Consider the following 21,371-nt stretch of genomic DNA (forward strand, 5'->3'; position numbering starts at 1 on the left):
AATTGTGGCATAAATGATTTTTAGGATTACAATTGGAAAGTCAAAAAATACCGTTAGCTCCTCCCATTTATCGAGCCGGAATTTGAGAACATAAAAATATTCACTTTCCCGTTTGTTGGTAAAATGTTTTAAAGCCAGCTCTGCGGCTTTTTTGGTTGGAGCTTTATGATAGTTTCATATCGGCAGTAAATTGCTTCCGGTTCTTCCAAACAACGAGTTTACAAGCGTTTCTAATTTGATGAACCATGCCTATTTGTGTTTTGGATTTCGGAAAAACAATTCTTTCTTCAACAACACAAGCTTTTAAGTCGGTTAAGACATTCATCCAAAAAACTGCTGCTTTCGTATTTGCCAAGCCGCATCCCCAAATCTTCTTTTTATCCTTTTCTGTTGTGGCCTAAGGCTAAAAAGATGGTTTTGTTGATGACTTTTGAGCCATCTCTAACTTTAATAACAATGCTATTCATACAAACAATTAAATAAAGGTCTTCTGAGGATCATTGGATATGTAAATAAATCAATTTTAGGATCGAAATTTCATAGTAGGTCATTTACAAAGAGATATTTCATAGTCAAATGGAATTTAAGACTATAAAAATTGTTGCATCGACTATAAAAATATCGCTTAAAAGGTAGCTAAATATGTAATAGCTTGAAAAATTATAGTTATTGCTTTAAAATTGATATTTAAATTTTTGGATTTTCTTAACATTTGTCAAACTATGGAATTTAAAATTTCTTAATGGAATCAATTTGTTGAAATACTACTATTTAGATGCTCTCATTGCATTTTTATTATTCATATTGATCCTTTTTTTTAAACTAAATCTCATAGTACTAACTAACCAAAAAAAAATTTTATGAAAAACAAACTACTAAAAAAACTAATACTTCCCGTATTTTTATTATTTGGAAGTATTATTTATGCTCAATCAGTATCGGGTACTGTATCCGATAAAACAGGTCCAATTCCAGGTGTTAATGTATCGGTTAAAGGTACTGCTGCAGGAACACAAACAGATTTTAATGGGGCTTTTAAAATCAATGCTAAGAATGGAGATGTTTTAGTCTTCACTTTTGTAGGTTATAAATCCCAAGAGATTAATTACAAAGGGAATTCTCCAATTAATGTATTGTTGGAAGAGAATTCAAATGCTTTAGACGAAGTTGTGGTTGTAGGTTATGGGGCTAAGAAGAAAAGTTTAGTAACAGGGGCAATTTCTAGTATTAGTTCTGCTGATATTCAAAATTCTTCATCAGCACGTGTTGAGTCCGTGTTACAGGGTAAAACATCAGGTGTTACCGTTGTATCTTCTTCTGGGGCTCCAGGTTCTGGTTCTAAAGTTAGAATTAGAGGTGCTGGATCTAATGGAAATTCAGATCCATTATATATTGTTGATGGAATGAAAGTAAGTTCCATAGATAATATTTCTCCAAATGACATTGCTAGCATGGAGGTTTTAAAAGATGCTGCATCTTCTGCAATTTATGGTACACAAGGAGCAAATGGAGTTATCATTATTACAACTAAACAAGGTAAGCCTGGAGAAACAATAGTTAGCTACAGTACGCAAATAGGTACTCAATCCGTTAGGTCTAATATGAAGTTGATGAATGCGTCTCAATTTGTAACCTATTTCCAAGAGGCAGGAAGAACTAATGTAGTTGATAACGGTATTAATACAAATTGGATCGATGAAACTTTTAAAAATGCCGCTACACAAAGACATGATTTAAGTATCTCTGGAGCGAACGAGAAAACGTCTTTCTATTTTTCAAGCTCCTATATGGATCAAGATGGAGTTGTTGGTAAAGATTCAAATTATAAAAGATTTACAGGAAGACTTAATCTTAAATCTCAAGTCAATGATTGGCTAGAAATAGGTTCTAATATGACCTATTCAAATATAGGGTCTTCGCCTATTACTGAAGATAATTCAACAGCTGGAGTTGTAACTCAAGCTTTAGTTATGGATCCATTAACGCCCGTAATTTATACAGGAACTTTACCTGCACGAGCTTTAGCTGGAGTAGCTGCAGGAACAGCTATGACAGATGGTAATGGGAATGTTTACGGATACCCAACTTATGCAACGGGTGAGGCTGTCAACCCTGTGGGATTAGCAAATTACACATTTAGAGGAGGTATTGATACGGATAAAATTTTAACATCGGTGTTTGCTAAATTGAATTTAGCGGAAGGTTTATCATTTACCTCTAGATTCGGATATGAAAGAACAAATACGTTTGATAATAGATGGAGTCCTATTTGGGTTGTATCGTCAGAAGCTCAAAATTCTACTGTAACATTAAACAATCAGATTTCAAGAAGTTCAAAATGGTTGTGGGAAAATTTTGCGAGCTACACTAAAGAATTTGGTAATCATAATATAACAGGATTATTGGGGTATTCATCTGAGAAAACTAAGAGTCCATTTTATTCTTTACGCGGGGCGCAAATTCATGATCAAACAGACCAGTTTGCATACTTTGACTTTGCAAACCGTAACAATGATGTAATTGGTGGTAGTATTGTTGAAAAAAGGGGAAGCTCAGTTTTTGGAAGAATTTCTTATGATTATATGGGTAAATATTTATTAGAAGGCTCGTTGCGTAACGATACTTCTAGTTATTTTCCGACTTCAAAAAAATCGGGGTATTTCCCTGCAGCTTCTGCTGGTTGGTTAGTATCTAAAGAAAATTTTTGGAAAGAAGGCTCGAAAATTGATTATCTAAAACTACGAGCTAGTTGGGGACAAAATGGTAGTGATAACAATTTAAGCACTTACATAAACAGCTTAATATTCCAAACTGTAGCAACAGAAACCGCTTTAACAGTTCCAGTTGTTTACGAAGGTCAAACTGGTATTACTCCAGGGAATTTACCAAATACCAATTTAGAATGGGAACGTTCTGAGCAATTGGATTTAGGTTTAGATTTACGAGCATTAAATAATAAATTGAATTTTTCAGTTGACTATTATGTTAAAACAACTAGAAATTTACTTCTTGTAAATGGAAATATCATTGCACCTCCATCTTTAGGTGTAGGAGTTCCTTCTATTAATGCTGGAACAGTTGAAAATAAAGGATTTGAATTTGAAACAGGTTACAGTGATAAAACAGCGGGTGGTTTTAGTTATGGTATAGACCTTAATTTGTCAACCTTGCATAATGAAGTTACCGCTATTAATTATGTAGGTGACAATGGTTTTATAATAGGTGCACTGGCACCGCAAAACAATGATGGTGTAACTCGTTTCCAAAAAGGATTACCATTATGGTATTTCTATGGATATAAAACTGACGGTATAGATCCTGCGACAGGAAAAATAAAAATTGTAGATACCGATGGTGTTCCTGGAATTACATCAAACGATAAAACAAAAATCGGTTCTCCTCACCCTGATATTCTTTTTGGAGGAAATATTCAATTTGGATATAAAGGCATTGATTTAAATATTAGATTTCAAGGTACGCAAGGGAATGATATTTTTGAAGCTTACCACCAGACTTCAAGACCGCTTACCAATCACCCAATTGAATTTTTTACGGGTAGATGGCAACAAGAAGGAGATATTGCATCTTATCCAGCTGCGCAATATGCAACATCTGCATACGATACTGATTTAGTAGTAAAAGATGGTTCTTATATGAGAATTAAACAAATTCAATTAGGTTATAATTTCTCTAAGGATGTTTCTAATAAAATGAAATTGAAAAAACTAAGAACTTATATTTCTTTAGATGACTATTTCACCTTTACTAAATATAATGGTTTGGATCCTGAAGCAGGAAGTTTCTCTGATAATAGTATAGGAGTAGATAGAGGATATTATCCAGTAGCTGCTAAAATATTACTTGGTTTGTCACTTGAATTTTAATAAAATAAAACATTAAATATGAAAAAAATAATATATAGTGTTGCGGTTATATTTTTAATAACTGTATCATGTAGTTCAGATTTTACGGAGGTAAAACCTGTTGGTGTACTGGAGAGTACAACTTTCTTTAATAGTGAAAGTAATACGGAAGAAGCTTTAATTGGATTGTATGACCTTGTACAATTTAATAATGATCAGGCTTGGAATTCAGCTTTTTTTATTAAAGTACTGCCGGGTGATGAGGCTAATGCCGGTGGTGGTACTGCAACAGATCAAAAGCAATTACAAGAAATTGATGATTATGCAAATATATCTATTTCTAATCCCTCTTTGGAAGGGGTTTGGAATAAGGAATATAAAACAATTGCACTTGCAAACACTATTATAGAGAAGGTGGAAGCAGGAACCTTAAGCAATAAGGCCTTTGCAATTGCAGAAGCAAAGTTTATGAGAGCTTGGTGTTATTTTGAGCTAACAACTATGTGGGGAGATGTGCCTTTGCGTTTAGAAAATCCCACAACAATTAGCGCTGAAGCTTTTGCTAAAGCCAAAAGTCCAAGAGCAGAAATTTATGCTCAAATAGAAGCTGATTTAGCTGTTGCTATTGCAGGTTTGCCAGATAAAACTGCGGTTAAAAATAATTTTAGAGTTTCAAAAGGGGCTGCTCAAGCATTATTAGGGAAAGTTTTGGTTTTTCAAGGAAAAACGCTTGCTGCAATTCCTTATTTAAAAGCTGTAATAGATAATCCCGCTCATGGTTTAGAGTCAGACGTTTCAAAAGTTTGGTTAAAAGATTCAGAATTTGGAAAAGAGTCTTTATTCGAAGTAGGCTTTATTACTACAAAAGGTTACAATTTTACTACTGCAAATCTTGCTGGTCGTGAAGAAAGTAACATATTTATACAATTAATGGGTCCTCGTGGTGATGGTTACTTTAATTTGACGGGTACTGGATTGAGAAATGGATGGGGCTTTAACTTGCCAACAGCAAAAATATTAAGTGCGTTTGATGCTGCAGGAGATGTAAGTCGTAAAGCAGCTACAGTAATGAGTGAAGCAGAACTTGTTTCATTTGGTGGAAGTAAAGCAGGAACCCCTTGGGACTATGAAGGAGGTATTAGAACAAAATATGCTCCACGTGCTTCAGAAACAAGCGCTGGTGGTGTTGTAGAAGCAAATTATGGTACAAACTTGAGATTATTTAGATTTGCTGAAGTATTGTTGCTTGCAGCCGAAGCTTATAATAAGGAAGGACAAGATGCCAATGCAAGAATAGAATTAAACAAAATTAGACAAAGAGCTGGATTAGCTGATGTGTCTTCGACCTTAACAGGTGCAAATTTGTTTAACGCTATTGTAAATGAAAAATTCTTGGAGTTAGCTTTTGAAGGACAGCGTTTTTGGGATTTAGTTAGATGGGGAAGAGCTAATGCAGAGTTATCAAGTAAAGGATATACTGCTAAAAATGATTTATATCCAATTCCTGCATCAGAAATTGCTAAAAATAAAGCGCTAACAAGTGCGGATCAAAATCCAGGTTATTAATATAATTTGTTAAGTTTGTTTGTTAATGGTGACTGCCCGAAAAGTGATTTTCGGGCAGTTTTTTATAAAAAAAAGTACACTTTTGTGTAAAATGATTATCCAATCTTTTAAAATTAGTTCCATTATTTTTTATTTTTAAATTAATACTCTAAAATATTTACTATGAAACGTCGTCAATTTCTTCAAAGCACTGCTCTATTTTCTGTAGCATCCTTAATAAACGCAAATGAACTGTTTGCCAAAAATCCATTAATCAATAAAGTAGGCTTGGGGTTATTCTCTATACCAAAAATGTTAGAGAATGACTTTGATGGTGCTTTTGCTATGTTAGCTAAAATGGGGTACAAAGAAGTGGAATGTTTTGGTCCTTATGAGTTCAGTACTGAAAAAGCAAAAGCTTCATGGAATGCTGTTACACCCCAACTTGGATTCAAAGGGAGCGGCTTCTTTAACAAAACTACTGCTGATTTTTTTAAAGCAGCAAAATCAAATGGCATTAGTATTCCATCCATGCATACTGACTTAGATACGCTATCAAATAATATGGGGCAATTGGCGGAAGCCGCTCATTTAATCGGTGCGAAATACGTCGTACTTCCTTCCATTCCCGATAATGAAAGAAAAAACTTGGACGATTATAAACGAGTAGCAGAAAAATTCAACTCGATTGGCGCTGAAGCCAAGAAAGAAGGAATTCGTTTTGCCTATCACAATCATGGTTATGGTTTAAACAATGTGAATGGCATTATGCCATTAAATATTATTTTTGACCAAACTGACCCTAACCTGGTTTATTTTGAAATGGATCTTTATTGGACAATAGCCGGTGGAGCAGATCCCGTTGAATTATTCAAAAAGCACAAAGACAGGTATAAAATGGTGCATATAAAAGACATGAAAGAAGCAAAAAGATTTGCAGGAGATGGTGGAGATGCATCACAATGGATTAGTCTTTTTCCGTACATGACTTCATGTGGCGAAGGTGTACTGGATTTGCCAACAATACTTACTGCTGCAAAACAAAATGGTGTTGAGCATTTCTTTGTGGAACAAGATATGGTACAATCACCTGAAATAGCATTGAAAAAAAGTATCGATTATTTAAAGTCTCTTTAAATAAATTGAAAAGCCTCTCCAGTAATGAAGAGGCTTCTTTTATGTTTGCTATTTCAAGCGTATATTTTGCTATTTATTCAAATTCCGAGGTGAAAAACAACTTCACATTTGGATATTTATTTTGTGTCATCTGAATAGTAAAATCAGAATCGGCTAGAAATACCAATTGCCCGTACTTATCATGTGCCAAGAATTTTTGTTTGATTCTTCTAAATTCTTTAAACTCATCACTTTTTATATCATTTGGCTTCACCCAACATGCTTTATGAACCGGAAAATTTTCATAGGTACACTTGGCACCATATTCATGTTCTAAACGATATTGGATTACTTCATATTGAAGCGCACCTACAGTTCCAATGATTTTTCGGTTGTTCATTTCCAAAGTAAATAACTGTGCAACCCCTTCGTCCATTAACTGATCGATTCCTTTGTCCAATTGTTTGGCTTTCATTGGATCGGCATTATTGATGTATCTGAAATGCTCTGGTGAGAAACTTGGAATTCCTTTGAAGCTCATGATTTCACCTTCGGTCAAAGTATCTCCAATTTTAAAATTTCCAGTATCATGTAATCCTACAATATCTCCAGGATAGGAGATATCTACAATTTCTTTCTTTTCAGCAAAGAAAGCATTTGGACTGGAAAATTTTAAATTCTTTTTTTGTCGAACGTGATAATATGGTTTGTTTCTTTCGAAAGTTCCTGAAACAATTTTTATAAAAGCTAAACGGTCTCTGTGTTTTGGATCCATATTGGCATGGATTTTAAAAACGAAACCAGTCATTTTTTCTTCTTTAGGATCAACTAGTCGAGTTTCTGAATCTTTTGGTCTTGGTGATGGAGCAATTTGGACAAAACAATCCAATAACTCTCTAACTCCAAAATTATTTAAAGCAGAACCGAAAAATACAGGTTGCAATTTTCCATCTAAATAATCCTGACGATCAAATTTTGGATATACTTCGTCTATTAATTCTAATTCTTCACGTAATCTGTCAGCAGGTTTCTGTCCAATTATTTTTTCTAATTCTGGATTTTGAACATCAGAAAAAGCAATAGTCTCTTCGATGTTTTTACGACTGTCACCACTAAATAAGTTGATGTTTTGTTCCCATAGATTATAAATTCCTTGAAAATCATATCCCATTCCTATTGGAAAACTTAATGGCGTAACGGTTAAACCCAGTTTTTGCTCCACTTCATCCATTAAATCAAAGGCGTCTTTTCCTTCTCGGTCTAATTTGTTTATGAAAACAATGATGGGTATTTTTCGCATTCTACAAACAGCCACTAATTTTTCTGTTTGTTCCTCTACACCTTTGGCCACATCAATTACAACAATAACACTGTCAACTGCGGTTAATGTTCTAAAGGTATCTTCTGCAAAATCCTTGTGTCCCGGAGTATCGAGAATGTTTATTTTTTTGTCTTTATAATTGAATGCCAAAACTGAAGTAGAAACCGAAATTCCTCTTTGACGTTCAATTTCCATAAAGTCACTGGTAGCGCCTTTCTTGATTTTGTTGTTTTTCACGGCACCTGCTTCTTGAATAGCACCACCAAAAAGGAGGAGTTTTTCAGTAAGTGTTGTTTTTCCAGCATCAGGATGTGAAATAATCCCGAAAGTTCTTCTGCGTTGTATTTCTTTTAAAAAGCTCATGTTTAATATAAATAGTCTGCAAAAGTACTATTTATAAATGCCAATTAAAAAAATAGTATAATCTAAATAGAGTATGTAAATTTTGAATATGTATTCTGGTAGCTTTTGAATCAATTTTACTGTTTTTTACTATTTAATAATGTAGTAAAAAAAAGTGGATGTCTTTTTGGACATCCACTAAAATATTATATTTTACATATTAATGGACCAAACGGAATAACCATTTGGAGGACATTGAATTTTTACCCATTTATCCGCTTGGGTTGTAGGATACCAAGTTGAGTTACCTGTGAAATCTTTAATTTGTGCATTGACCCAATTAGTCTGAATCCATCTTTCTTGCCAAGTTGATGAGTTATTGATGTAAACCACTAATCCTGGATTTCCATTATATCCATTTCTTCGAGCAATGTATTCATCATTATCTGCATATAAAATGGAAGTAGTACCGGTTGCTTTATTGTTATGAATCCAAATTAAATTATTCAATTTGGCTTTGTCTAGCCATTCTTCATAATCTCTGTAGAAAATAGTTGGATATCCTTCATGAGTTAAAATATAAGCATATGCCAATTGTTTATTCCAAATTTCATCTGTATCATGATTAGTAACAAAAGTGACCGCTTTGTAAGGGTTTCTTTTCCACATCATATCATCATTCAATAAGGCAAGGTTGTTGCCGTCAAAAGCGTCATTCATTTTGTAATAGCAAGCAAAATCAAATACAGAACTATTAGCGTTGTTCGCCCAATCATTCAATGTGTTTACGTTTGAATCCCATAATTCGCCAACAGAAAATCCGCCGACATTTGCATTCCAACTGTTGATAACCCATGAACCAAAGCCTTTTACATAATCAAATCTCCATCCATCAAAATGCATGGTGTTTTTGTAATATTTACCTACACCGTCCGTTCTCAACCACAGCCAATTTTGAACATTTGAGGCGGCATGGCATAAATCAGGAAATCCTCCGAACGCACCTTCGTCGTTATTTCCGAATGAATTTTTATAAAAATCAGCACTGGTTCTAGGAAATTTTCCTGAGGCTACACCGGTAAAATTGGTATAAGTTTGTGTTCCTGTGAAAGGATTGTTTTCTAATTGTCCACCGCTATTGTGATTAATTACGATATCAGCATATACTTGCATATTTTCATTATGTGCTTTTGTTATTAAACTTTCTAATTCAGTACGAGAACCAAATCTAGTTTCGATAGAACCATTTTGATTGTAATCTCCAAAATCAAAATAATCAGTAGGATCATATCCCATAGAAAAAGCACCATTTTGAGCTTTTGATGCTGGTGGAAGCCATATAGAACCGATACCGGCATTAGACCACTCCGTCACTTTGGTATTGATGGTATTCCACCAGTTTCCACCTGAAGGAACATCCCAATAAAATGCTTGCATCATAACACCGCCTCCGGGATTTGCAACATATTTTCCTGTTAATGAAGTAGTTGTTTTTCCGGTGCTAAAAGGATGTCCATCATGATGTGTTACATTAATTACTTTGAATTGGGAAGCAGCCGAAACGGAATCAGTAGCTACATCTTCATTTGAACTGCACGAGTAGAAGCCAATTAATAAGGCTGATAATAGATAAATTTTAAAATTTGATTTTTTCATAAAAATGAATGGTTTAGGTTAGGTAATAGATTTGAGGTTGATTAATAGTAAAGTTTTGTTTTATGAATTTTAATGCTAATCATTAAAATAAATAGTATAAGTTTATTTTTTAATATTAATTATTGAATAAAATTTATATTTAGGGCTAATTTATATAAATTCTGATAGTTCCCATGTAAGTGAAATTTTATTTAATCACGAAAACGTTGTAGTGTTGAGAACTTTCTATTATACTCTTGAAAATGATGATTTTAATTACTTTTTGAGTTGTTGTCTTAGTGCTTTTTATAAATATATTTTTTTGAAGTCTAAAATCAGGATGAAAATGAATACTGTAAAGAGGCAGTAAACAAAAAAAATATAATAAAGGCGGATTTTAAAATAATAATAAGTTTGAGAGATAGTTGTTCTATATAGATTAGCAAAAGTTATTTTGTTGTCAATTAATTGATCTAAAAAGTAAGTTTCCAGAAGAATTAGGAAGTTAATAAGCCAATAAAGAAATGCGTTAATAAATTTTTGTTAATACTAGTACGTAAACTTGTATTATGTAATTGAATTGTTATTTTTGTTGGTTATAAGTTAAAAGAATAGTAAGTAATTGTATTATAAAATCAATTCATTTCTTGATTCTTAAAGTGTATATTTGGCCAAAATTAATGAGGCTTTTATAAAAAAGATTTAAAGCAAGAAAACAACGATACGTTACGATAAAAATAAATTTAAAAAATGCCATTAAAAAAAATACAAATGAAGTCTATAAATAATAAAATTGCGCTTGCCTTTTTTCTTTTACTTTTTTCATGTTCAATAGTAAAAGCGCAAGAGATTATAAAAGATAGTGCAGTTGTTTCTACTAAAAAAGTTCAATCCAATCAAAAACAAAAAATTGACGGTGTCATTGCTACAGTTGGAGATTATATCATATTAGATTCAGATATTGACAAAGGCTATTTAGAAATATCAAGTCAAGGAGGTTCTATAAAAGATGTTACAAGATGTCAGATGCTAGGAAAATTATTGGAAGACAAATTGTATGCACACCAGGCAATCCAAGATAGTATTAAGGTTACGGATACGGAAGTAAAAGGAATGATGGATGATCGATTGAACTATATGGTAGAGCAATTAGGGTCTTTGGAAAAGGTGGTGAAGTATTACAAGAAAAATAATGAAGAAGAGTTTAAAACCTATTTTTTTGATGTTTTGAAAGAACAGAAGTTGACTTCGGAAATGCAAAAAAAGATTGTTGATGCGGTAGAAATAACTCCAGAGGAAGTTCGTAATTTTTTCAAAACAATACCTACTGCAGATCTTCCTGTTTTTGGAGCCGAAATGGAAGTGGCACAAATTGTAATTACGCCAAAAGTTACTGATGCAGAAAAGCAAAAAGTGATTGACAAATTAAATGCTTTCAAAAAAGAGTGCATGGAAGGAGCTAGTTTTGCAACTAAAGCAGTTTTATACTCTCAAGATCCAGGTTCAAGTTCTAATGGAGGTTTTTATAAAATGAATCGTAAGACCCCATTTGTAAAAGAGTTTAAAGATGTTGCATTTAGTCTTGCTGAAGGAGAAATATCAGCTCCATTTGAAACAGATTTTGGATTTCATATTATATATGTAGAAAAAATAAAAGGTCAAGAGGTTGAATTGCGTCACATATTATTGACGCCAAGTGTTTCTGAGGAGTCATTGAAAGATGCCAAAGAAAAAATCACTTTGATTAGAAAAAAAATAATGGATAAGGAAATTACTTTTGCAGAAGCGGCAAGAACTCAATCTGATGAGAAGGAAACCAGAGTAAATGGTGGAGCTTTAATCAATCCAAAAACACAAGACACTCGTTTTGAATTAACAAAGATGGATCCTAGCTTATATGGTCAAGTTTCAAATTTGAAAGAAGGAGAAATTACAGCGCCATTCATGGAAGATGTACAAGGAAAGAAAAAATACAAATTAATTACTGTAACCAATAGAATAAACGAACATACAGCTGACTATGCTAAGGATTATGTTAAGATAAAAGATTTAGCATTGAAAGAAAAACAAATCAAAGCTATCGGGAAATGGTTTGATGATAAAATCAAAGAAACGTATATTAAAATCATTGGAGAGTACAGGGATTGTACCTTTACAAACAACTGGTTGAAAAAATAATTTTTATAAAATAAATAAAAAGAGTTAGCTTTATGAATTCATATCGCTAACTCTTTTTAATTTAAAATACATTCTAAAATGTCTGACGTAGCAGCAATACATAACTTAGTTCAAAAAAGAAATGAACTAAAAAGCGAAATAGCAAAAATCATTGTAGGTCAGGATGCGGTGGTAGATCAAATTTTACTTTGTATTTTTTCTGGGGGGCATGCACTTTTAGTAGGAGTTCCCGGATTAGCAAAAACATTGATGGTAAATACTTTGGCGCAAGCCTTAGGTCTTGATTTTAAAAGAATTCAGTTTACTCCTGATTTGATGCCATCAGATATTCTTGGGAGTGAGATATTAGATGAAAGCCGAAAATTTAAATTTATAAAAGGGCCTATTTTTTCGAATATTATTCTGGCGGACGAAATCAATAGAACACCTCCTAAAACGCAGGCAGCTTTGCTGGAAGCAATGCAGGAACGTTCCGTTACTATTGCTGGAGAGAATTATAAGTTGGATTTACCCTATTTTGTTTTGGCAACTCAAAACCCTATTGAGCAGGAGGGAACCTATCCTTTGCCTGAAGCGCAATTAGACAGATTTATGTTTGCCATAAAACTCGAATATCCTTCTTTTTCGGAAGAAGTGCAAGTGGTAAAACGTACAACTTCTGATATAAAAAACACAATTAATCCATTATTTACGGCGCAGGAAATTATTGATTTTCAACAATTGATTCGTAGGATTCCTGTTGCGGATAATGTAATTGAATATGCAGTAACGCTGGTAAGCAAAACGCGCCCGGACAATCCGTTGTCGAATGAATTTGTGAAAAATTATTTGGATTGGGGAGCAGGACCTAGAGCTTCGCAAAATTTAATTTTGGCTGCCAAAGCCAATGCTGCTTTTAATGGAAAATTTTCACCGGATATTGAAGATGTAAAAGCGGTGGCTACAGGAATTTTGCGTCACAGAATAATCAAAAATTACAAAGCTGATGCCGAAGGGATTACTGAAGAAATGATTATTGATAAATTGATATAATCAGTATTTCACTAATTTAGAAAGATAATGTGTTTAAAATAGTCATTTAACATCGTATTGTTGTAACATTCAATTTCGACTTTGTTAGAAAAAAGAAGCTATATTGTTGATTTTTTATTATTTGACATAAAAAACTATTGTTTTCTCAATTTAATGCAGTGTAATCTGTTTTTTTGCAATAATAATTTTTCAAAAGGCTGTGTCCATTAAATTTTTTTTAATTCTCATCTTTAATTCTTAAATTTGCGCTACAAATAAAAAAAACTAATATTATGGCTTTTTTATTTTGAAATAATCAAGGAAATATGCCATATAACATTGAAAATACATCATTATGAACACTTATAACGATTACATCAAGGAGATCGAAGAACGAAAAATTCAGGGACTTCATCCCAAGCCAATTGATGGTGCCGAATTGTTAAGCGAAATCATTGCGCAAATTAAAGATTTAAATAACGAGTACAGAGCAGATTCTCTTAACTTCTTTATTTACAATGTTGTTCCAGGAACTACTCCTGCGGCCAATGTAAAAGCTAATTTTTTAAAAGAAATTATTCTAGGTGAATCAGTAGTTGCTGAAATTTCGCCTGTTTTTGCTTTAGAATTATTGTCACATATGAAAGGTGGAACTTCTATAGCCGTATTGCTTGATTTAGCTTTAGGTAATGATGTTGCTATTGCAAAAGATGCTGCGGAAGTTTTAAAGACACAAGTTTTTCTTTATGAAGCAGATACAGATCGTTTAGAAGCTGCTTTCAAAAGCGGTAATGGAATAGCGACAGCAATTCTAGAGAGCTATGCTAAGGCTGAGTTCTTTACTAAATTACCAGAAATAGCAGAAGAAATTAAGGTAGTTACTTTTATTGCTGGTGAAGGAGATATTTCAACTGATTTACTTTCTCCAGGAAATCAAGCACATTCACGTTCAGATCGTGAATTGCATGGAAAATGTTTAATTTCTCCTGAAGCACAAGCTGAAATCAAAGCATTAGCAGCAGCTAATCCAGATAAGAGCGTAATGTTAATCGCTGAAAAAGGTACGATGGGTGTTGGTTCTTCAAGAATGTCAGGTGTAAACAACGTGGCGCTTTGGAGTGGAAAACAAGCAAGTCCTTATGTTCCATTTATTAATATTGCTCCAATCGTGGCAGGAACAAACGGTATTTCTCCGATTTTCCTAACGACTGTTGATGTTACTGGTGGTATTGGTCTTGACCTTAAAAACTGGGTAAAAAAATTAGATGAAAATGGTAACGTTCTTCGTAATGAAAGCGGTGACCCTATTCTAGAGGAGGTTTATTCTGTTGCTACTGGTACAGTTCTTACAATCAATACAAAGACAAAAAAACTTTATAACGGTGATAAAGAATTAATTGATATTTCTAAAGCATTCACGCCTCAGAAAATTGAATTTATAAAAGCTGGTGGGTCTTATGCTATTGTTTTTGGAAAAAAATTGCAAACATTTGCATCAAAGACTCTTGGTATTGATATTGTACCTGTATATGCTCCGTCAAAAGAAGTTTCTGTTGAAGGACAAGGTCTTACAGCTGTAGAAAAAATATTTAATAAAAATGCGGTTGGTACAACTCCAGGTAAAGTTTTGCACGCTGGTTCTGATGTTCGTGTTACCGTAAATATTGTTGGTTCACAAGATACAACTGGTTTGATGACTTCTCAGGAATTAGAGTCTATGGCTGCTACTGTGATTTCTCCAATCGTTGACGGTGCTTACCAATCAGGTTGTCACACTGCTTCAGTTTGGGATAATAAATCCAAAGCAAATATTCCTAGATTAATGAAATTTATGAACGATTTCGGATTGATCACAGCTCGTGACCCGGAAGGCGTTTATCACTCCATGACTGATGTAATTCACAAAGTACTTAATGATATTACTGTAAACGAGTGGGCTATCATCATTGGTGGTGACTCTCATACAAGAATGTCCAAAGGTGTTGCTTTTGGTGCTGACTCAGGAACAGTTGCTCTTGCATTGGCTACAGGAGAAGCTTCAATGCCAATTCCGGAATCTGTGAAAGTAACTTTCAAAGGAGATATGAAAGGGTATATGGATTTCCGTGATGTGGTTCATGCTACACAATCTCAAATGCTTAAAACATTTGGTGGAGAAAATGTATTCCAAGGAAGAATTATTGAAGTTCACTTAGGAACTCTTAATGCGGATCAAGCCTTTACATTTACAGACTGGACTGCAGAAATGAAAGCAAAAGCTTCTATCTGTATTTCTGAGGATTACACCTTGATTGAATCTTTAGAGATTGCGAAGGGTAGAATTCAGATCATGATTGACAAGGGAATGGATAATAAAAATCAAGTTCTTAAAGGATTGATTGCTATAGCTGATAAGAGAATCGCCGAGATTATATCAGGTGAGAAACCAGCCCTAAGACCTGATGCAAACGCTAAATATTACGCTGAAGTTGTTGTTGATTTGGATCAGATTGCTGAGCCAATGATTGCAGATCCAGATGTTAATAATGCGGATGTTTCTAAAAGATATACGCACGATACCATCAGACCTTTATCTTTCTATGGAGGAGTTAAAAAAGTAGATCTTGGATTTATTGGTTCTTGTATGGTTCACAAGGGAGATATGAAAATTCTAGCGCATATGCTTAAGAATATTGATGAACAAGAAGGTAAAGTAGAGTTCAAAGCGCCACTAGTTGTAGCTCCTCCTACTTATAACATTGTTGATGAATTAAAAGCAGAAGGTGATTGGGAAATTTTACAAAAATACTCTGGTTTCGAATTCGACGATAATGTTCCTAAAGCGGCAGCACGTACGTCATACGAAAACATGCTATATCTAGAGCGTCCTGGTTGTAACCTTTGTATGGGTAACCAAGAAAAAGCGGCAAAAGGAGATACTGTAATGGCAACATCTACTCGTCTTTTCCAAGGAAGAGTCGTAGAAGATACTGAAGGTAAAAAAGGAGAATCATTACTTTCCTCTACACCGGTTGTAGTTTTATCTACAATCCTTGGTAGAACTCCAACAATAGAAGAATATAAAACTGCTGTGGAAGGTATCAATCTAACTAAGTTTGCGCCTTCTCATAAGTTATTAGTTAAATAATTCACATAATTAGTTAATTATAATGTAAAAGCCTGAGTCTAATGACTCAGGCTTTTTTTATACTCTATTTTTTTGTATCTTGTATGTTTAAAATAGAATAGTAACAATTATATATAAATCTTATGGCTTTTGATATTGAAATGATTAAAAAAGTGTATGCGAACATGACTAGTCGTGTTGATGCAGCACGTGAGATAGTTGGTCGTCCACTTACTTTAACAGAGAAAATTTTATATAGTCATCTTTGGGATGGCGTTGCTAAGCAAGCATACGGAAGAGGAGTTGATTATGTTGATTTTGCTCCAGACAGAGTTGCTTGTCAAGATGCAACAGCTCAAATGGCATTATTGCAATTTATGCATGCAGGAAAGAAAACGGTGGCAGTTCCTACAACGGTTCACTGTGATCATTTGATTTTGGCTAAAAATGGAGCTGAATTTGATTTAGCTGCAGCAAATAAACAATCTAAAGAGGTTTTTGATTTTCTTTCTTCAGTATCTGATAAATACGGAATTGGTTTTTGGAAACCGGGTTCAGGAATTATTCACCAAATCGTTTTGGAGAATTATGCATTCCCTGGAGGTTTGATGATTGGTACTGATTCACATACTGTAAATGCAGGTGGATTAGGGATGCTGGCAATTGGTGTTGGTGGAGCTGATGCAGTAGATGTAATGTCAGGAATGTCTTGGGAATTAAAATTTCCAAAATTAATAGGTGTAAAATTAACTGGAAAACTTTCTGGTTGGACTGCACCAAAAGACGTTATCCTTAAAGTAGCTGATATTCTTACTGTAAAAGGTGGAACAGGAGCTATTGTTGAATATTTTGGAGAAGGAGCTACTTCAATGTCTTGTACCGGAAAAGGAACTATTTGTAATATGGGTGCCGAAATTGGAGCTACCACATCTACATTTGGTTATGACGAGTCAATGAGAAGATACCTTTCTGCAACAGGTCGTCAAGATGTAGTAGATGCTGCTGATAAAGTAGCTTCTTACTTAACTGCTGACCCAGAAGTATATGCTGATCCAGCAACTTATTTTGATCAAGTTATCGAAATTAACCTTTCTGAATTAGAGCCACACATTAATGGTCCTTTTACTCCGGACAGAGGTACGCCGGTTTCTAAAATGAAAGAAGAGGCTGCTGCTAACGGATGGCCAATTAAAGTTGAATGGGGATTAATCGGTTCTTGTACGAACTCTTCTTACGAAGATATGGCTCGTGCTGCGTCTATCGTAAATCAAGCTGTTGAATTAGGAATCAGTCCAAAAGCTGAATTCGGTATCAACCCAGGTTCGGAGCAAATTAGATATACTATTGAAAGAGATGGAATCATCGCTACTTTCGAAAAAATGGGAACCAAAGTATTTACAAATGCTTGTGGACCATGTATCGGACAGTGGGATAGAGCTGGAGCTGATAAAGGAGAAAAAAACACAATCGTTCACTCTTTCAACCGTAACTTTTCTAAACGTGCAGATGGTAACCCAAACACACACGCTTTTGTAACGTCACCAGAAATGGTTGCTGCTTTAGCAATTTCAGGGCGTTTGGATTTCAATCCTATTACTGATACTTTAATCAACGATAATGGGGAAGAAGTGAAATTGAGCGCTCCTTATGGTGATGAATTGCCTAAAAAAGGATTTGCTGTAGAAGATGCAGGATTTCAAGCACCAGCTGCTGATGGATCAGGAGTTCAAATCGTAGTTAGCGAAACCTCAGATCGTTTGCAATTATTGGCGCCATTCCAACCTTGGGACGGTAAAAATATTTCAGGAGCTAAATTATTGATCAAAGCTTTCGGAAAATGTACTACAGATCATATTTCTATGGCTGGACCTTGGTTGCGTTTTCGTGGTCACTTAGATAATATTTCTAACAATATGTTGATTGGAGCAGTTAATGCTTTCAATGATAAAACCAATTCGGTTAAAAACCAATTAACTGGTGCGTATGATGCAGTCCCTGCAGTTGCACGTGCTTACAAAGCAGCTGGAGTTCCATCTATTGTTGTGGGAGATCACAATTATGGAGAAGGTTCTTCTCGTGAGCATGCAGCTATGGAGCCTCGTTTCTTAGGTGTTCAAGCGGTATTAGTAAAATCATTTGCTCGTATCCACGAAACAAACCTTAAAAAACAAGGTCTTTTAGGATTGACATTTGCTAACGAAGCAGATTACGATAAAATCCAAGAAGATGACGTTATCAACTTCACAGATTTAGTAGATTTTGCTCCAGGAAAACCATTAACATTAGAATTCGTTCACGCGGATGGAACCAAAGATATCATCTTGGCAAACCATACTTATAACGAAGGGCAAATTGGTTGGTTCGTTGCTGGTTCAGCATTAAACTTAATTGCTGCTGCTAGTAATGCATAAGTAAATTAAAATATTTTATATTCAAAACTCTCAAGGCAACTTGGGAGTTTTTTGTTTCATGGAGTTTTCTTCGAAGAGCGGTATTCTTTATTTTAAAACCTATTAAATGTAAGTTAAAATATTGATAATAAGTATGTTGATGTTTAAAGTAATTGCGCTATTTTGTATCTTTAGTCACTATTAATTTTAAATCTAATTGCGATGAGAATGTTAGTTAATGTTATCTTCCCTATTGAGCCTTTCAACTCAATGGCTAGAAATGGTACAGCAGGTGAGATCATCAGTCGAGTGATTGAAGATATTAAACCAGAGAGTATTTATTTTTCTGAACAAGACGGTAATCGAGGTGCAGTTATGGTAGTTGAAGTTCCTGATGCTTCCGCTATTCCATCAATTGCTGAACCTTGGTTTTTAAATTTTGAAGCGAATTGCGAGTTTAGGATTGCAATGACTCCTGATGATTTAATGCGGGCTAACCTCAGTAAACTTGCAGAAAAATGGCATGATGTTCATGTAATGTAAAGAAAGCGAAAGAATTAAAAGCACCACTTCATATAAAATGAGGTGGTTTTTTTTTGGAGCTATTTCCTGCTGACCGCTTCAAGCTTTTTCATGGAATTGCTTTTTTCCTGAGAAAAAAGGAGCTTCCGCCGGTCGCTCTTTTTTCTCAGGAAAAAAATGCAATTCTATTTCAAAAGGCTTTCCACTTTCATCAGGGCTAGAAATCGGGGAGGCGATTTCTTTTGGATTTTACGATTTAAAAAAAAAGAAGTGAATAGTATCATTTTAAATAAAATGGAATTTTTTGTTCTAAAAAGACCAAAAAAATGTTGAAAAATAGGCGTTTTCTTTTTTTTACACGTTAAAATCAAAAAAAAATATTGTTTTTTAAATTTTATAACTTAAATTAGCTTTTTTGAAGATAAATTTTTCAGTGAAGCCTTTTTTGATTGTAAATACAAATCATCACTTCATTAGAATATTTATTTTTAGCGCAACAATACATTAGGATTGTACCGCGTTAGTGTTTAAGTTGCTTTCGCAATTCGAACAAAAATTCAATTATATTTTAAAATGATCTTATTCTTGCCCTCTTTTTTGAAAAGAGCTAAGAATTTTTTACACATTTTTTAAAAATTAAAAATAGTTGAAAACAGACCTAGCGAGATTTAATAATTATATCCCGAAATTGCTAAGGAGAATAAAATGGGGTAAGTAATTTGAAATAAATGAATATGAGTTTAAGATTAGTTGTAACATTATTTTTATTGAATTGTATGGTACTTTTTTCTCAGGAAAGTACTAAGAAACATACCATCGTAAAAGGGGAGACCATTTCGAGCATTGCAGAGAAATATGATGTAAAACAAAGTGAAATCTATAAACTGAATCCAAAAGCCAAGAATCTATTAAAACTCAATTCAGTATTATTAATCCCTGTTACTGCTACAAAAAATACCAATACCAAATCTAAGATTGCGATAAATTATCAAGAGAAAGAACACGAAGTACTTGCCAAAGAAACACTTTACGGAATCGCAAAACAATACGGAGTTACAGTAAAAGAATTAAACGAAGTTAATCCTACATTAGAAACTTCAGGATTAAAAATAGGTCAAAAAATTGCAATCCCCGCCAACGCAATTTCAACTGAAATAGCAGTTGCTCCCCAAACAAAAAAGTCTTCACAAAAAGCATCAGTACCAGTAGAACCTCAGATTACTGAAACTGAAAATCCCATTACAGAAGTTACATCAATTGAAGTACTACCAAAAGAATCTAAATATTCTATCGCAAGAAAATACGGAATCACAATCAAGGAATTAGATAAAGCCAATCCAACAATAGGAGTCAAATCACTAAGAGTGGGGCAAAAAATCAATATTCCTGCAAACGCAATTTTAAAAACTGAAATAGCAGTTGTACCTAAAGAAGAGAAAGTATTGGTTCAAGAAGAGCCTAAAGTTATTCCTCAGCCGATAATTTCACCAAAGTCAGAATTAGTAGTTGCACCGCAACAAATCGAAACTTCTAGTGCTACATCTGAAAATATTGTACGGGAAGTGATGCCTAAAGAAACTAAGTATGGGATTGCTAAACAATATGGGATTACGGTTAAAGAACTAGAAAAGCAAAATCCAGAAATTAAAAATAATTTTCCAGTTGGTTATAAATTAAGCATTCATCCAGCTAATTCTTCGGGTGAAAATGCAGTAGTTTTAAACTCAGAAAAGAAGAAAATAGAATTCAAAAATCCGGAGATTACTAATGAGGACAATCAAACTGCGGATAATAATAGTGAATTTAAAAGTTTTATAAAACCAGCTTCTAATCCAGATTTTTTAGATCAATTGATAGAAACCGCTTCGGCTAATATTGGAACACGATACCAATCAGGTGGCACTTCAAAATCAGGTTTTGACTGTTCCGGTTTGATGTGTACTACTTTTGGTGCTTTCGATATTAAATTGCCTAGAACTTCCTTAGAGCAATCTCGTTTAGGAGTCGTAGTCAATACTGAAGATGCTCAAAAAGGCGATTTAATTTTCTTTAAAACTAATGGCAGAAGCCGTATCAATCATGTTGGGATGGTAGTTGAAGTTTGCGATGGAGAAATTAAATTCATTCATGCCTCAGTAGGTGGAGGAGTAGTGATTTCATCTGTTAAAGAGAAATATTATGAAAAAAAATTAACTCAAATCAATCGTGTTCTGCAATAATCAAACTTTAGAAAAGATAATTACTTCTTATATAATGGAAACTCTTCAGGTAACTGAGGAGTTTTTTGTTTCTTATTATTCCTATGTTTATTCACTTTATTTAGTTCAAAAGAAAACTGAAAT

11 protein-coding genes are annotated in these 21,371 nt (G+C 33.9%); 9 read left to right on the top strand and 2 right to left on the bottom strand.

Annotated features, from left to right (window positions below; translation table 11 throughout):
- The first annotated feature begins 860 nt into the window (after positions 1-860).
- From OA85_RS08390 to OA85_RS08400, 3 genes are all read left to right on the top strand, one after another.
- Positions 861-3,884, top strand: coding sequence for a TonB-dependent receptor (locus OA85_RS08390; RefSeq protein ID WP_039109068.1), 3,024 nt, complete (start codon positions 861-863; stop codon positions 3,882-3,884).
- An 18-nt stretch (positions 3,885-3,902) separates the two neighbouring features.
- The gene (locus OA85_RS08395; RefSeq protein WP_039109069.1) at positions 3,903-5,429 is read left to right on the top strand and encodes a RagB/SusD family nutrient uptake outer membrane protein; all 1,527 of its coding nucleotides are present in this window, start codon (positions 3,903-3,905) and stop codon (positions 5,427-5,429) included.
- 162 nt (positions 5,430-5,591) lie between these two features.
- Positions 5,592-6,545 (top strand): sugar phosphate isomerase/epimerase, encoded by a 954-nt coding sequence (locus OA85_RS08400; protein ID WP_039109070.1) that lies wholly within the window; start codon positions 5,592-5,594, stop codon positions 6,543-6,545.
- A gap of 73 nt (positions 6,546-6,618) precedes the next feature.
- On the opposite strand, the gene OA85_RS08405 is transcribed toward OA85_RS08400, so the two are convergent.
- Together OA85_RS08405 and OA85_RS08410 are read right to left on the bottom strand one after the other, a co-directional pair.
- Positions 6,619-8,208 carry a peptide chain release factor 3 gene (locus OA85_RS08405; protein WP_039109071.1) on the bottom strand — a complete coding sequence of 530 codons (1,590 nt, stop codon included), beginning with the start codon at positions 8,206-8,208 and terminating at the stop codon, positions 6,619-6,621.
- Between the two features lie 192 nt (positions 8,209-8,400).
- Positions 8,401-9,843 carry an alpha-amylase gene (locus OA85_RS08410; protein ID WP_039109072.1) on the bottom strand — a complete coding sequence of 481 codons (1,443 nt, stop codon included), beginning with the start codon at positions 9,841-9,843 and terminating at the stop codon, positions 8,401-8,403.
- A 729-nt stretch (positions 9,844-10,572) separates the two neighbouring features.
- Here OA85_RS08410 and OA85_RS08415 point away from each other — a divergent pair.
- The 6 genes from OA85_RS08415 to OA85_RS08440 all read left to right on the top strand — a co-directional run bounded on the left by OA85_RS08415 (position 10,573) and on the right by OA85_RS08440 (position 21,248).
- Positions 10,573-12,000, top strand: coding sequence for a peptidylprolyl isomerase (locus OA85_RS08415; RefSeq protein WP_039109073.1), 1,428 nt, complete (start codon positions 10,573-10,575; stop codon positions 11,998-12,000).
- Between the two features lie 78 nt (positions 12,001-12,078).
- Positions 12,079-13,032, top strand: coding sequence for a MoxR family ATPase (locus tag OA85_RS08420; RefSeq protein WP_039109074.1), 954 nt, complete (start codon positions 12,079-12,081; stop codon positions 13,030-13,032).
- Positions 13,033-13,366: 334 nt separating this feature from the next.
- Positions 13,367-16,138 (top strand): bifunctional aconitate hydratase 2/2-methylisocitrate dehydratase, encoded by a 2,772-nt coding sequence (locus tag OA85_RS08425; protein ID WP_039109075.1) that lies wholly within the window; start codon positions 13,367-13,369, stop codon positions 16,136-16,138.
- A gap of 122 nt (positions 16,139-16,260) precedes the next feature.
- Entirely contained in the window at positions 16,261-18,528 is a 2,268-nt protein-coding gene (locus OA85_RS08430; protein WP_039109076.1) for an aconitate hydratase, read from the top strand.
- A gap of 201 nt (positions 18,529-18,729) precedes the next feature.
- Entirely contained in the window at positions 18,730-19,050 is a 321-nt protein-coding gene (locus OA85_RS08435; protein ID WP_039109077.1) for a hypothetical protein, read from the top strand.
- A gap of 713 nt (positions 19,051-19,763) precedes the next feature.
- On the top strand, positions 19,764-21,248 hold the full coding sequence (locus tag OA85_RS08440; RefSeq protein WP_039109078.1) for a peptidoglycan endopeptidase: 1,485 nt from the start codon (positions 19,764-19,766) through the stop codon (positions 21,246-21,248).
- Positions 21,249-21,371 lie beyond the last annotated feature (123 nt).

This window comes from Flavobacterium sp. AED (assembly GCF_000812945.1).
In the GTDB taxonomy this organism is placed as follows: Bacteria; Bacteroidota; Bacteroidia; order Flavobacteriales; family Flavobacteriaceae; genus Flavobacterium.